The sequence below is a fragment of the Galbibacter kalidii genome (assembly GCF_026241135.1).
In the GTDB taxonomy this organism is placed as follows: Bacteria; Bacteroidota; Bacteroidia; order Flavobacteriales; family Flavobacteriaceae; genus Galbibacter.
Map to the genome: position 1 here is coordinate 1 of NZ_JAPFGA010000015.1, position 12,845 is coordinate 12,845.

General features: G+C 38.8%; 11 protein-coding genes. 10 read left to right on the forward strand and 1 reads right to left on the reverse strand.

Translation table 11 applies throughout. The features are described 5' to 3' along the window. Positions 1 to 103: 103 nt before the first annotated feature. Complete coding sequence (locus tag OOZ15_RS14590) at positions 104 to 1,435, reverse strand: AGE family epimerase/isomerase (RefSeq protein ID WP_265957166.1); 1,332 nt, start codon at positions 1,433 to 1,435, stop codon at positions 104 to 106. A 143-nt stretch (positions 1,436 to 1,578) separates the two neighbouring features. Between OOZ15_RS14590 and OOZ15_RS14595 the strand changes: the two genes are divergently transcribed. The 10 genes from OOZ15_RS14595 (at position 1,579) to OOZ15_RS14640 (ending at position 12,844) form a co-directional block, all read left to right on the forward strand. Then, the gene (locus OOZ15_RS14595) at positions 1,579 to 4,062 is read left to right on the forward strand and encodes a glycoside hydrolase family 9 protein (RefSeq protein WP_265957167.1); all 2,484 of its coding nucleotides are present in this window, start codon (positions 1,579 to 1,581) and stop codon (positions 4,060 to 4,062) included. A 445-nt stretch (positions 4,063 to 4,507) separates the two neighbouring features. After that, the gene (locus OOZ15_RS14600; RefSeq protein ID WP_265957168.1) at positions 4,508 to 5,980 is read left to right on the forward strand and encodes a DUF5687 family protein; all 1,473 of its coding nucleotides are present in this window, start codon (positions 4,508 to 4,510) and stop codon (positions 5,978 to 5,980) included. 7 nt (positions 5,981 to 5,987) lie between these two features. Beyond that, the gene (locus tag OOZ15_RS14605) at positions 5,988 to 6,707 is read left to right on the forward strand and encodes an ABC transporter ATP-binding protein (protein ID WP_265957169.1); all 720 of its coding nucleotides are present in this window, start codon (positions 5,988 to 5,990) and stop codon (positions 6,705 to 6,707) included. A 246-nt stretch (positions 6,708 to 6,953) separates the two neighbouring features. Beyond that, the gene (gene porW / locus OOZ15_RS14610) at positions 6,954 to 9,488 is read left to right on the forward strand and encodes a type IX secretion system periplasmic lipoprotein PorW/SprE (RefSeq protein WP_323053914.1); all 2,535 of its coding nucleotides are present in this window, start codon (positions 6,954 to 6,956) and stop codon (positions 9,486 to 9,488) included. A gap of 4 nt (positions 9,489 to 9,492) precedes the next feature. Beyond that, positions 9,493 to 9,921 carry a bactofilin family protein gene (locus OOZ15_RS14615; RefSeq protein WP_265957170.1) on the forward strand — a complete coding sequence of 143 codons (429 nt, stop codon included), beginning with the start codon at positions 9,493 to 9,495 and terminating at the stop codon, positions 9,919 to 9,921. Beyond that, entirely contained in the window at positions 9,875 to 10,123 is a 249-nt protein-coding gene (locus OOZ15_RS14620) for an AtpZ/AtpI family protein (RefSeq protein WP_265957171.1), read from the forward strand. The genes OOZ15_RS14615 and OOZ15_RS14620 overlap by 47 nt, the downstream gene beginning before the upstream one ends. Before the next feature lie 89 nt (positions 10,124 to 10,212). After that, positions 10,213 to 10,653, forward strand: coding sequence for a DUF6168 family protein (locus OOZ15_RS14625; protein ID WP_265957172.1), 441 nt, complete (start codon positions 10,213 to 10,215; stop codon positions 10,651 to 10,653). 131 nt (positions 10,654 to 10,784) lie between these two features. Beyond that, positions 10,785 to 11,864, forward strand: a complete 1,080-nt coding sequence (gene atpB / locus OOZ15_RS14630) for a F0F1 ATP synthase subunit A (protein ID WP_265957173.1) — start codon at positions 10,785 to 10,787, stop codon at positions 11,862 to 11,864. A 202-nt stretch (positions 11,865 to 12,066) separates the two neighbouring features. After that, positions 12,067 to 12,267 carry an ATP synthase F0 subunit C gene (atpE, locus tag OOZ15_RS14635; RefSeq protein ID WP_265957174.1) on the forward strand — a complete coding sequence of 67 codons (201 nt, stop codon included), beginning with the start codon at positions 12,067 to 12,069 and terminating at the stop codon, positions 12,265 to 12,267. Positions 12,268 to 12,352: 85 nt separating this feature from the next. Next, positions 12,353 to 12,844 carry a F0F1 ATP synthase subunit B gene (locus tag OOZ15_RS14640; protein WP_265957175.1) on the forward strand — a complete coding sequence of 164 codons (492 nt, stop codon included), beginning with the start codon at positions 12,353 to 12,355 and terminating at the stop codon, positions 12,842 to 12,844. Position 12,845 lies beyond the last annotated feature (1 nt).

The following is a 12,845-nucleotide window of genomic DNA, read 5'->3' on the forward strand; positions in this document are numbered from 1 at the left end:
GCAAGGAAACAATATTTAATAACCTTATTACCAAAATGGTCAATAGTGATGTTGTATATCAATCGAAATTGATAAGTAACTAACTACTGACCTCTAAAAGCTGTTATTCCTCCAACATATGTATACAATTGACCAAAGCGCGGTAGTTGTGGTAAGTAGATTTCCATATTTGTCCCTTTAGGGCTGTTTTTGCTTCCGGCCTTTTGTCGATGCCCCATTCATACCATCCGCCATGGTCTTGGTCTATGATATAGTTTTCAGTGTATTCCCACAGTGTTTCAAAATGCTTTCTGTAGTTCATTTCGTCCTGGGGGAAATGTTGACTCATCATAAGGAGGGCGTTCAACCCTTCAGCTTGTGACCACCAATTCTTGTTTTCATTTACAATTTGAATGTCTTGTTCGTCATTAAAATAATAACCTCCGTCGTAAAATCCACCTACCTTGTTGTCAAAACCGTTTTTTAAGGCGTGGTCGACCATTTTTTTACCTGTTTTAAGGGTAATGTCGTTTTCCAAACCTAAAGCATGGGAAGCTTCCAGCATTAAATAGGCAGTTTCTACGTCATGTCCAAATGATACATGTTCCAGATAATAGTGCTTTTTAATATTTTCTTTGGAGGTATTTTTAAAAGAAACCGGAGTCCAATCCGCTTCAAAGAACAGCTTCATATAACCATCATCGGTAGTGATAGTATCCCTGATAAGAACGAGTAACTCGTGCAAACGCTTTTTTAATAGCTCGTTGGGCCAAACTTCATACAAAGCGGTAAAAGCTTCTAACAAATGGATAGAGCTATTCTGGTCTTTATAGCCTATATCTGATGTAGATGGGAAATCCGACGTTCTTGCGATTGGTGTTCCGTCCAGTTCAAGCGATTGGAAATAGCCTTTGTGTTTTGGGTCGTGACTATGCCTTTCCAACCAATAAAAAGTTTCTTGGGCCAGCGTTAAAGCTTCACTGTTTTGAGAAGCTTTATAATAAGTGGCGAGTCCGTAAATGGCGAAAGAATTTCCGTATGCGGTTTTCTTTTCGCCCTCTCTTGAAATAGGCTCTCCTTGTTTGGTCACTAAAGTATGAAAACCGCCGTTTTCCTGATCCCACATTTTGTTTTTAATAAAGTCGAAACCATGTTTGGCGTTTTCAAGATAGGTTTCTTTTTTTCCGGGGTTTTCCATGGCCGCTATAGCATTCACCCACATATGGCGGGCTTGGGTAACGATCATTTTTTGTTGGTTTTCACCCAGTTTGAAATCGTAGGTGATATCGCTGTAATATCCTCCGTCCTCTTTATCGATAACCAAAGGATACCATTTATCAAGTAGCTGGGAGGTAGCGGCTTCTTTAAGTGTTTTTACTAAATCTTCGTCCGTTTTTTGGGCATTTAGGACAAAAACACTGCACAATAAAGTTATAAGGATACTGATAGGTTTCATGTTACTACGATTTTGGCTGAGTAAAGATATAATATTATCCTTATTTTATGCTTTTATGTAATTATTTAATATAAAATTGATAAAATAGTATTAATGGAGGCTTTATTGTCCCCCTAACTTTAACCATTCAAACTAACTGACTTATGAACAAGCTTTTTTTAACATTTTGTTGTATCTGTATTGGGCAGATATACGCACAAAACAAAGGAAAATCAGAACAAGAATTTAAAATCAATGACCAGGAATATCTGGAAATGCGTGGTGCCAATGTAATGCTGGCACACGATTTCTATCCGGAAAGCCATCAGGGTGGTATCGGGATTATTCAAAACGGAATTCGCATAGCGACCAACGGGGATTTAAGACTAGAACAAACGCCGGGACAATGGCAGCCTGTGCCCAAGGTTGGAGAAAGGGAAGTTGACCTGAAAAAACAAGAGATCAGCGTTCGCATGTCTTATCCTGATCCTGATAAAAACAGGGTCGGATTTAACCCTATTATATACCCCGACCTCAATTTTTCATATACCCTGAAAGTAGTTCCGCAGGGTAAATCGTTCAAGATTATAGTGGATTTGGATAAACCGCTACCGGAAGAGTGGGTAGGAAAAGTGGGAATGAATATTGAATTGTTCCCGGGAATCCTGTTCGGAAAGTCTTATTATATGGATGACTCTTTTGGGATTTTCAACCGGCAGGCAAACGGACCGGGATATTATGACGATGATAAGAAGTATCAACTAAAACCAATGGCAACCGGAAAGCAACTGGTTATTTCTCCTGAGGATGAAAAACAAACCCTGACCATCGAAAATTTAAAGGGAAATACCTTAGAGTTGTTGGACGGACGTGCCCAACACAGTAACGGATGGTTCATTGTACGGTCGTTAGTGCCTTCCGGAGCAACCAAAAATGCGATTGAATGGCTGATAACTCCAAATACGGTTGAAAACTTCATTTATGATCCGGTGGTGCAGGTTTCACAAGTGGGATATCACCCCGAACAAGATAAAATAGCGGTGATTGAAACCGATAAAAACGATACCAACGTCAAGAAGGCAACGCTGTTGCGGGTAAACAATGAAGGTGGTTATTCCGAAGTAATATCTAAAACGCCTGCAAAATGGGGTGATTTTTTAAGGTATAACTATTATCAGCTGGATTTTTCCAAGATCGAAGAACCCGGAATGTATGTTGTAAAATATGGCGATTATACCACACATGCATTTCAGATAAACAAAGACGTATTCAAAAGGAATGTATGGCAACCTACGGTAGATTATTTCTTGCCGGTACAGATGTGCCACATGCGTATTAATGACAGGTATAAGGTATGGCATGGCTTGTGTCATATGGACGATGCGAGAATGGCGCCCACAGACCTGAATCATTTTGATGGATATCTACAAGGAGAAAAAACGCTGACAAAATACCAATCGGGAGATCACGTTCCCGGTATCAATGTTGGAGGATGGCACGATGCAGGGGATTATGATCTTAGGGTAGAGTCACAAGCATCTACGGTACAAGGCTTATCGCATATCTATGAAAACTTTGGGGTGGATTATGACAACACAACGATTGATCAGAAAACACGTTCGGTAATCATTCTTCAACCGGATGGAAAATCCGACATCCTTCAGCAAATAGAACATGGAGCGTTGTCCATTGTCGGTGGATATGAGTCCATGGGACGTTTTTACCGAGGGATTATTACACCAACTTTACAACAATATGTGTTGCTGGGGGATGCTACAAATCAGACCGATAACGAAATTTTTACCGAAAATGGTAATACCAATATTGAAATAGGTCTGCCCGGTGCACCGGACGACCGTTGGGTTTTTACTGAGGAGAATCCGTATCGGGAATTGAATACCGCTGCAGGTCTTGCCGCAGGGGCACGCGCATTGAAAGCATATAATCCGCAACTCTCCGGAAAGTGTTTAAGCATAGCTGAAAAAATATGGAGGATAACCGAAGTTGACAATCCATTGATTAAGGTAGGTTTGGCCTCCGAATTGCTGAAAACCACAAAGGATAAAAAATATGCCGATTTCCTAGTAAGTCAAAAAGAAGGTATTGTTGAAAACATCAACCGGACAGGATGGGTAATCGGACCGGTAATGTCGCTGATAGATGATAAGGATTTTGAAAAATCGATCAGGGGAGCCATAGAAAAATATTATACTGAAATTGAGGCTTTAGGAGAGAAAACACCTTACGGAATGCCTTATGAACCCAATATTTGGGGTGCTGGATGGGGAATTCAAAATTTTGGGATGAAACAGTATTTCTTACACACATCTTTTCCCGATATTTTCCCGAACACTTATATGCTGAATGCGATGAATTTTGTTTTGGGAGTACATCCTGGGGTTAATACCTCTTCTTTTGCATCCGGTGTAGGTTCCAGGTCGATTACACAGGCTTATGGCACCACTCGTGGGGATTTTTCTTTTATCCCAGGCGGAATAGGTTCCGGAACAGCACTTATACGTCCTGATTTTCCTGAATTGTTGGAATGGCCTTTTTTATGGCAGCAAACGGAATATGTGCTCGGTGGAGGAACAACCGATTATATATTCCTGATATTGGCGGCCGATCAGCTTTTAAATAAAAATTAGATTGAAAATGAAAAACATTGCAGACCGTATCTGTTGAAAATGGGAGTGTTTCCTTTGAATTGGAAGGTGATAGCTTTGTATCGTTGTTCAGTAAGTAGTAGGATAGGGGGCATACGCATTATACAATCAAATCTATATGAATAGGTTTTGCAACCACATTTCTCATAATTGATGCAGACCCGAAAATCTTGGACTATTTAATTTTTTGCTATAAAGATTCCGGTTTTAACCCCGTTAGGAGTGATATATTAATAGCATGGATTGAGTGAAAAGTATTTTAAGCCCGCCCTAGGCGGGGCGGCATATTTAATCACGCGGGAAGGTTTTTCAGATTAAATGTGATGCGTTTGTCTTGGTAAGTAGGGTAAGGATGCATTGAAATAATTCCTTAAGTTTGTAACACTCGTCAAGCTTTGTAGACATATTTTGTAACAACCTTAAACTAATGATAAAACACTTTATATCACTTCAGTGGAAGTCGTTTGTTAGAGCTGCTTCTTTTTCTTCCAACCTAGCCATTAAAATATTGTTGGGCTTTTTTGCTTTGTACATGATAGCCAGCTTTTCCATTATGGGCGGTCTTGCTTATTATTTGATTGAGGAAAATCTGCAAATGGAACCCGTGGAGGTCATCAACCGTTTTCTGATCTATTATTTGGTCATCGATCTTTTCTTTAGGTATCTATTGCAGAAAATGCCAGTGGTGAATATTAAGCCCTTGTTGTACTTGCCTTTTAAAAAATCAAAAATAGTACAGTTCAGTTTATGGAAAACAGCCGTGTCTTTTTTCAATATTATTCACGCTTTTTTCTTTATACCATTCGGTATTGTGTTAATGATGAATGGATATCCGCCTTTACAGGTCATCCTGTGGGTTGTTTCAATATATGCATTGGTATATTGTAATAATTTTATCAATGTTTTCCTGAATGGTGTCGATGTGTTCTTCTATTCATTTATAAGCCTTGTTGCAGCACTGGGCGTGTTGCATTATTATGATATTTTTGATGTGACGGTATATATACATCCGATCTTTCAAGCATTATATGACCAGCCGTTGTTATGCATTATACCAATTGGTTTATTAACTTTGCTATATTATTCAGCATTTCGTTATTTTAAAAGACACTTGTTTCTGGATGCCGGTCTGGCTGTAAAACAACAAGAAGCGACTGCCGAGAATATGGATTGGTTGAACCGCTTCGGAAGCATTTCGGTATTCCTTAAAAACGACATTAAATTGATCAAAAGGAACAAACGCTCAAAAACAACGGTGTTTATGAGTTTCCTTTTTATTTTTTATGGACTCCTGTTCTTTACCGGGGCACTTGAAGTGTATGAAGCACCACCATGGCGTATTTTTGCCGCTATTTTTGTTACCGGTGGCTTTCTTTTTAGCTTTGGACAGTTTGTACCGAGTTGGGACAGTGCCTATTACCCGTTGATGATGAGTCAGAATATCCGCTATCGCGATTACCTCAATTCAAAATGGTGGTTAATGGTGATGGCTACGGTTGTAACCACAATCTTAGCTTCGTTCTACCTTTATTTTGGCTGGGAAGTGTACTTGGCCATTATTGTTAGTGCGATCTATAATATCGGAGTGAATTCTTATATGGTTTTATGGGGTGGCGCTTATGTAAAAACCCCGATCGACCTGACCAGCAACAAAAAAGCCTTTGGCGACTCTCAGGCTTTTAATGCCAAAACCTTGTTGCTGACGATCCCTAAATTGGCTATCCCAGTAATTGTATATGTTATAGGTCATTATACTGTCGGACCGTTTTTAGGATATGCTTTGGTAGTGATTGCCGGGATGTTGGGCTTTGCTTTCAAAGAAAAAGTATTTAACAAAATAGAAAAAGTATATAAAGCCGAGAAGTATAAAACCCTTGCGGCATACAAACAAAAAAACTAATCGAAAGATGATCAGAATAGAAAACCTCTCTAAAAAATATAGTGGAACCACCGTTTTATCAATTGATAATATGGAAATACCTAAAGGACAAATTTTTGGTTTGGTGGGTAATAATGGGGCTGGAAAAACCACCTTGTTCAGTTTGTTGTTGGATTTGATTCAGCCGTCTTCCGGTTTTGTGCTGAACAACGACATCAAAGTTGACGAAAGTGAAGACTGGAAACCCTTTACTTCAGCTTTTATAGACGAAACCTTTTTGATTGGCTATCTGACCCCCGAAGAGTATTTTTATTTTATAGGGGAATTGAGAGGGCAAAACAAGGAGGATGTAGATATAATGCTGAAAAAGTTTGAAGACTTTTTCCACGGGGAGATTTTAGGAGGAAAGAAATACCTGCGCGATCTCTCCAAGGGAAATCAGAAAAAAGCGGGGATTGTGGCCTCCTTTATCGGGTCGCCCGAAGTCATTATCCTCGACGAACCTTTTGCCAATCTCGATCCGACAACGCAGATCCGTTTAAAAAAGATCATCAACGAGTTTAGAGATGATGCAGACACAACCGTTTTGATTTCCAGTCACGACCTGTTGCACGTGACCGAGGTTTGTGAGCGCATCGTGGTGTTGGATAAAGGCATAAACATAAAAGATATTCGAACCTCAGAGGCGACTTTAAAAGAATTGGAAGCTTTCTTTTCTGAAGAAATTTTAGCTCCGGTAGCGAAATAATAAGGCTCTATTTCTTTTTTTACCCAAAAAGAAATGTATTTTTACTCACGAAGTGAGGAGGTTGCCTTCTAAAAAGCAGCAAATTCCGATGTCATACTGAGCCTGTCTGCAGACAGGCTCAGTATGACAAATCAAATTCAACAAGGGCTTTTTAGGAATCCTCAGCTCCGATGTTTGCCCCAAGGTTTTGACTTGATTTGGGCAATAAACGGTCAACTTCTTAGTTAATATTGCAACAACTTGACTTTGAACAAATACCTGAAAATATCAACTTTCCTAATGCTTTTGGTGCTGGCAGCAACGGCTTGTTCGACCAAAAAGGATGCTTTTGTCAATAGAAATTGGCATGCGCTAAACACTAAATTCAACGTACTTTATAACGGTCAGGTTGCCCTGGAAGAAGGGAGAAAATCACTTATCGAGACCTATGTGGACAATTATTGGGAAATACTTCCCGTGGAGCGGATGGAAATTCGCGACGAAATCATCATAGACACTGCTCAATTAAATCCGAATTTTCAAAGAGCTGAAGAAAAAGCGACCAAAGCTATCCAAAAACGGGGGATGAATATCAGGGGACGGGAGCGAAATGCACAAATAGATGATGCCTACCTTTTGTTGGGAAAAGCACGCTATTACGATCAGCGTTTTGTACCAGCCATGGAGGCATTCAATTACGTACTGCGAAAATACACCGATGCCGATGTGGTCCATCAAGCTGCGATTTGGCGTGAAAAGGCCAATATCAGAATGGAAAATGAAGAAGTCGCCATCATCAATTTAAAGAAAGTACTTGCTTCAGCAATCAATAAACAAGAATATGCAGATGCTTCTGCTATGATGGCCCAGGCCTATATCAATTTAGAACAAAAAGACAGCGCTATTTTTAGACTGAAAGTGGCCTCTAACACCACAAAGAATTTTGAGGAAAAAGGACGCTACAACTATATCATTGGTCAGCTGTACAACGAAATGGGGCTTCCTGACAGTGCAAACATTGCTTTTGATAAGGTGATAGCCCTGAAACGAAAGTCACCCCGGATTTATATGATGAACGCCTATGTGGAAAAGATCAAGAATCAATTTCAGAAGGGGGATCAGGATGAAGAATTGATGACCTTGCTCGAAAAACTGGAAAAAAACAGGGAGAACAGACCATATTTAGACAAGTTATACCGCTTGAATGCGATGTATTACCTGAAAAACGACAGTGTTGAACTCGCACAGCTGTATTTGGATAAATCCTTGAGAAATACCACAACTGACAATACGCTAAAAGCGATGAACTACGAAGATTTGGGCGTGATGTATTTTGATAAGGCCGAATATAAACTGGCAAGTGCTTATTATGATAGTACGCTTACCTATCTGGATGAAAACACGGCCAAATACAGGGGCTTGGCCAGAAAACGGGAAAACCTTCAGAATGTCATTAAATATGAAGACATCGCCCAACGCAACGATAGCATCCTCTATGTGGTAAACCTTTCGGATATAGAAAAAGAAGCCTATTATCAAAAACATATCGATTCGCTTAAAGAAATCGAAGAAGAAGAGCGCGAGCGGGCCAAAATAGCTTTATTGGCTCAAAATAGAAGGGGTTCTTCCCTAGGGAGCTTGCAAAGCAATTCAGATTCTGAATTTTATTTTTACAACACCACCAGTGTTCAATACGGAGTTCAGGAGTTCAAAAAAAGATGGGGAAACAGAAGCCTGGAAGACAACTGGAGGTTGAACAATAAGACGGTTGTTTCAAGGGAAGAAGAAGAGTTGGCAGAGACAGAAACAGCATCCAGTTCGGATTCGCCTGACTTCTATATCAGTCAGTTGCCAACAGAAGCCAAGGCGATAGATAGCATTCACAAGGAACGGAACTTTGCCAATTATCAACTCGGACTTATCTACAAAGAACGGTTTCAGGAAAACCGTTTGGCAGCTCATAAACTGGAAACGCTACTGAACAACAATCCGGAGGAAAAATTGGTGCTTCCGGCCAAATACAATCTGTATAAGATCTATGAAGCATTGGAGTTGCCCATGGCACAGCAGTTGAAAACAGACATTATTTCAAGCTTCCCTGATTCAAGATATGCAGAGATTTTGAAGAATCCCGAAGCTGTTTTGTCAGATGACGGTAATAGTCCGGAAACGGTCTATGCCAATCTGTATAAAGATTTTGAAGATCAGAACTATGAAAAAGTAATAACAGAGGCGGACGAACACATTTCAACATACAATGGTGAGGATATTATGATGAAGTTTGAAATGCTGAAAGCAACGGCTACGGGAAGATTGATCGGTTTTGAAGCCTATAAGGAAGCCCTGAGTCAGATTGCTTTAAAATATCCTAATGCCGAGGAAGGGGAAAGAGCGCAAGAGATCATAGACAAAACCTTGCCGAGGATGGCTTCCAAAAGTTTTGATGAAGACGATTCATCAACGGTTTGGAAAGTGGTCTATCCTTTTCAGCAAACAGATACAACAGGGATACGGACATTAGAAGAAAAGGTGGATCAATCTATAGAAGAACTGAAATATCTTTATCTTAGTCATTCAAAGGATATATACGACAGGGACAAGCTGTTTTTTGTGATTCACGGATTTGATTCCAAACAAAAAGCAGAAGGATATGCGGAATTATTAAACATTAACAAAGATTATTTGGTTGATAATGAGAAATTTGTAATTTCGTCATCCGACTATAAAACGATTCAGATCCATAAGAATCTGGACGAGTATTTAACCGAAGATCAATTTATTAACCCGAGTCTTAATAATTAGTAAGATGTTTGCAGAATCCAAAAAAAACAGAATCGAGCCCATTGCGGGGCAGACCAACCGAATTGTAGAAAACACAAAAATCAAAGGAGACCTGACTTCAGAAGCCGATATACGCATTGACGGAGAACTGGACGGAAGCATTACCGCCAAAGGCAAAGTAGTGATAGGAAAAGAAGGCAAAGTGAATGGTAAAATTCAATGTATGAATGCCGATGTTGAAGGTAAATTTGACGGCGAATTAAAAGTAGAAAACATTTTGAGCCTAAAAGGTTCAGCAGTAATAGAAGGTGACGTTATTGTCGGGAAACTGGCAGTAGAACCCGGAGCTACTTTTAACGCTTCTTGTTCGATGAAAGGGGCTTCCATTAAGTCCTTAAAAGGAGAACATGACCAAAAAGAAAAAGAACAAAAAACCAACGAGAAATCAGCTTAATTCCTGGATAAAATTCAGTAATATAGGTTTTCAAATGGCCATTATAATTGGCGGAGGAACCTATTTAGGAGTTTGGTTGGATGAAAAATATCCAAACAACTATTCAACATATACCATAATATGTTCACTTGTTAGTGTGTTTATTGCCTTGTATGTTGTGATTAGACAGGTAAAGAACCTTAATAAAGATGAAGAAGAATAGTGATTGGATTGAAAGAGATTTGCCAACCACTTTCTTTTAAGTTGGAACTAAAAAGATAAAAAACACCTGTGAGACTTTCCCTTAAAAAGATGGGACTCACAGGTGTTAATTTTGTTATAGAACAAATTTTTGATACCGCTTTTAGGTCTATGAAGAAAAAAATTATTTCTTTCTTAGGAATAGTAAGTCCACTGGTTGTTATTCTTGCAGTTGCACAAAGCTATCTACAAACTTCCCTGTTTCCTGATACAATGTTTTATTATTCAATGTGGAGTATTTATACTTTTCACTTCCTTTCAACCATTATTGTATATTTCTCTACTTTAGGAGTGAACAAAAAAATGCCTGATAAAACCGGGTTTGCTTTTTTGGCTTTAAGCTTGCTAAAAATGTTGGCAGCCATTGTTTTTTTGGTTCCTTTAATACAAAGTGAAATGACAGACCCGATACCGAGTGTATTTAGTTTTTTTATTCCCTATTTTATCTTTCTGTTTATTGAAACATTCTTTGTTTTAAAACTCTTGAAATGAGGTTTTTTTGATATGAAAATTTATTTATCGATAGCGAATTAAAAAAAATAGTTGTTAACATTTCAAATGTGAATAAAAAATGTACCTTTGCAGCGAATTTTTGAGGACCAATTATTTTATCAACAAAAGGTATGATATTAGCACGGAAATCTTTTAAGAGATTTTTTCTTTTAGTAATGTTCTTGGCTTCTTTTGCTACAACGGCACAAGAGCACGAAGACACTCATAATGAAGAAGCTGCGGAAGAAGCTTTTGATCCTACGGAATTAATAGACCACCACACAAAAGATTCGCACGAGTTTCATATTGTCGGTTCGGTTTCTATGCCCTTACCGGTAATATTGTGGACCGATAATGGGTTGGTTACCTTCATGTCTTCTGCATTTCATCACGATGAAGAAGGGAAGGTTGTTGTGGAACGAAACGGAATGAAGTTCGTTCGTGTTCATGACGAAATTTATTATACCAATGCGGATGGTGGTGTTACTTATGATGAAGAACATCATCCTACCAATGAGCGCCCGCTTAACTTTTCAATTACAAAAAACGTATTTACATTAATGCTGACATCCATATTGATGTTGGTGATATTCATTCCTGTGGCTCGATCATATAAGAGAAATGAAAGAGCGCCCAAGGGGCTTGCTGCTTTTATGGAACCTTTGGTGGTTTTTGTACGTGACGATATCGCCAAACCAAATATTGGAGAGAAGAAATACGAAAAGTTTATGCCCTATTTGTTGACGGTATTTTTCTTGATTTGGATTGGGAACCTATTTGGACTGATCCCCTTCTTTCCGTTCCAGGGAACTTTAACTAATGACATTATATTTACAGGGGTATTGGCGACCATTACCTTCCTGATCACAATATTTAACGGTAACAAACATTACTGGGGACATATATTTGCAACCCCGGGAGTACCAAAATGGTTGTTGCCTATTATGATACCTGTAGAGGTTTTGGGGATGTTTACCAAGCCGTTTGCACTAATGATTCGTTTGTTCGCCAACATTACGGCAGGACATATCATCATTCTTAGCTTGGTATCCTTGATATTTATATTTAAATCGGTAGCGGTTGCGCCTATTTCTATAGCATTTTCATTATTTATGTATGTGCTAGAGTTATTGGTAGCTGCCTTGCAGGCTTATGTGTTTACGCTGTTGTCGGCCTTGTTTATTGGTCAGGCAGTAGAAGCTCACCATTAAGAAACAGTTTGAATTTGTTTTGTGCGGAATTTTATAGGTTATTTTTGAGCGAAACAAGGCAAATTTTTATAGGATAGCAGGGCTATCGTTGAAAAATTTAACGAAGTTGCAGCCAAAAAGAAGCATAAAAAACGTGCTAAAATAATTTTAAACTGTTTCTAAGAATTGAGTTTTATTTAATAACTATTATAAATTTTTAATTATGATTTTAGCTGGAATAGGAGCTGGATTAGCTGCAATCGGTGCAGGAATCGGGATTGGTAGAATCGGTGGTTCTGCAATGGACGCTATCGCGCGTCAGCCGGAAGCAACTTCAAAAATTCAAACTGCTATGATTATTGCGGCGGCACTTATTGAAGGTGTTGCACTTTTCGCAGTGGTTGTTGCGTTGATCGCAAAATAATTTTTGACAAATAAACTACACTGTAACGGTTGGTTACAGTGTAGTTTACATTAAGAGTAGAAAACGTTATTTAATATTTTTTATAATGAAAGTTACACATCCTGAAAGTTTAATTTTTTGGTCTATAATAGTTTTTATAATTCTATTTGTACTATTACGTAAATATGCTTGGAAACCAATTTTAGGAGCCGTAAAGAGCAGGGAAGCGTCTATCAACAAAGCATTGGATACTGCAGAAGAAGCACGTAAAGAATTACAAAATCTTCAGGCAGATAACGAGAAGTTGTTGAAAGAAGCCCGTGCAGAAAGAGATGCCATGATCAAAGAAGCAAGAGAGATCAAAGATAAAATGATCACTGATGCCAAAGGACAGGCACAAGTAGAAGCTGATAAAATGATACAACAAGCGCGTCAGTCTATAGACAGTGAAAAACAAGCTGCGTTGGCCGATTTGAAAAACCAAGTGGCGTCGTTGTCTGTGGAGATTGCAGAAAAGGTTATAAAAAGAGAGTTATCATCAAATGATAGGCAATTGAAGCTTGTTGATGATATGTTGGATGAGGTTACTCTAAATTAAT

Coding starts and splice junctions, on each gene's coding strand:
- OOZ15_RS14590 (WP_265957166.1), bottom strand. CDS start 1,435: ATGAAACCTATCAGTATCCTTATAACTTTATTGTGCAGTGTTTTTGTC.
- OOZ15_RS14595 (WP_265957167.1), top strand. CDS start 1,579: ATGAACAAGCTTTTTTTAACATTTTGTTGTATCTGTATTGGGCAGATA.
- OOZ15_RS14600 (WP_265957168.1), top strand. CDS start 4,508: ATGATAAAACACTTTATATCACTTCAGTGGAAGTCGTTTGTTAGAGCT.
- OOZ15_RS14605 (WP_265957169.1), top strand. CDS start 5,988: ATGATCAGAATAGAAAACCTCTCTAAAAAATATAGTGGAACCACCGTT.
- OOZ15_RS14615 (WP_265957170.1), top strand. CDS start 9,493: ATGTTTGCAGAATCCAAAAAAAACAGAATCGAGCCCATTGCGGGGCAG.
- OOZ15_RS14620 (WP_265957171.1), top strand. CDS start 9,875: ATGACCAAAAAGAAAAAGAACAAAAAACCAACGAGAAATCAGCTTAAT.
- OOZ15_RS14625 (WP_265957172.1), top strand. CDS start 10,213: ATGGGACTCACAGGTGTTAATTTTGTTATAGAACAAATTTTTGATACC.
- atpB (WP_265957173.1), top strand. CDS start 10,785: ATGATATTAGCACGGAAATCTTTTAAGAGATTTTTTCTTTTAGTAATG.
- atpE (WP_265957174.1), top strand. CDS start 12,067: ATGATTTTAGCTGGAATAGGAGCTGGATTAGCTGCAATCGGTGCAGGA.
- OOZ15_RS14640 (WP_265957175.1), top strand. CDS start 12,353: ATGAAAGTTACACATCCTGAAAGTTTAATTTTTTGGTCTATAATAGTT.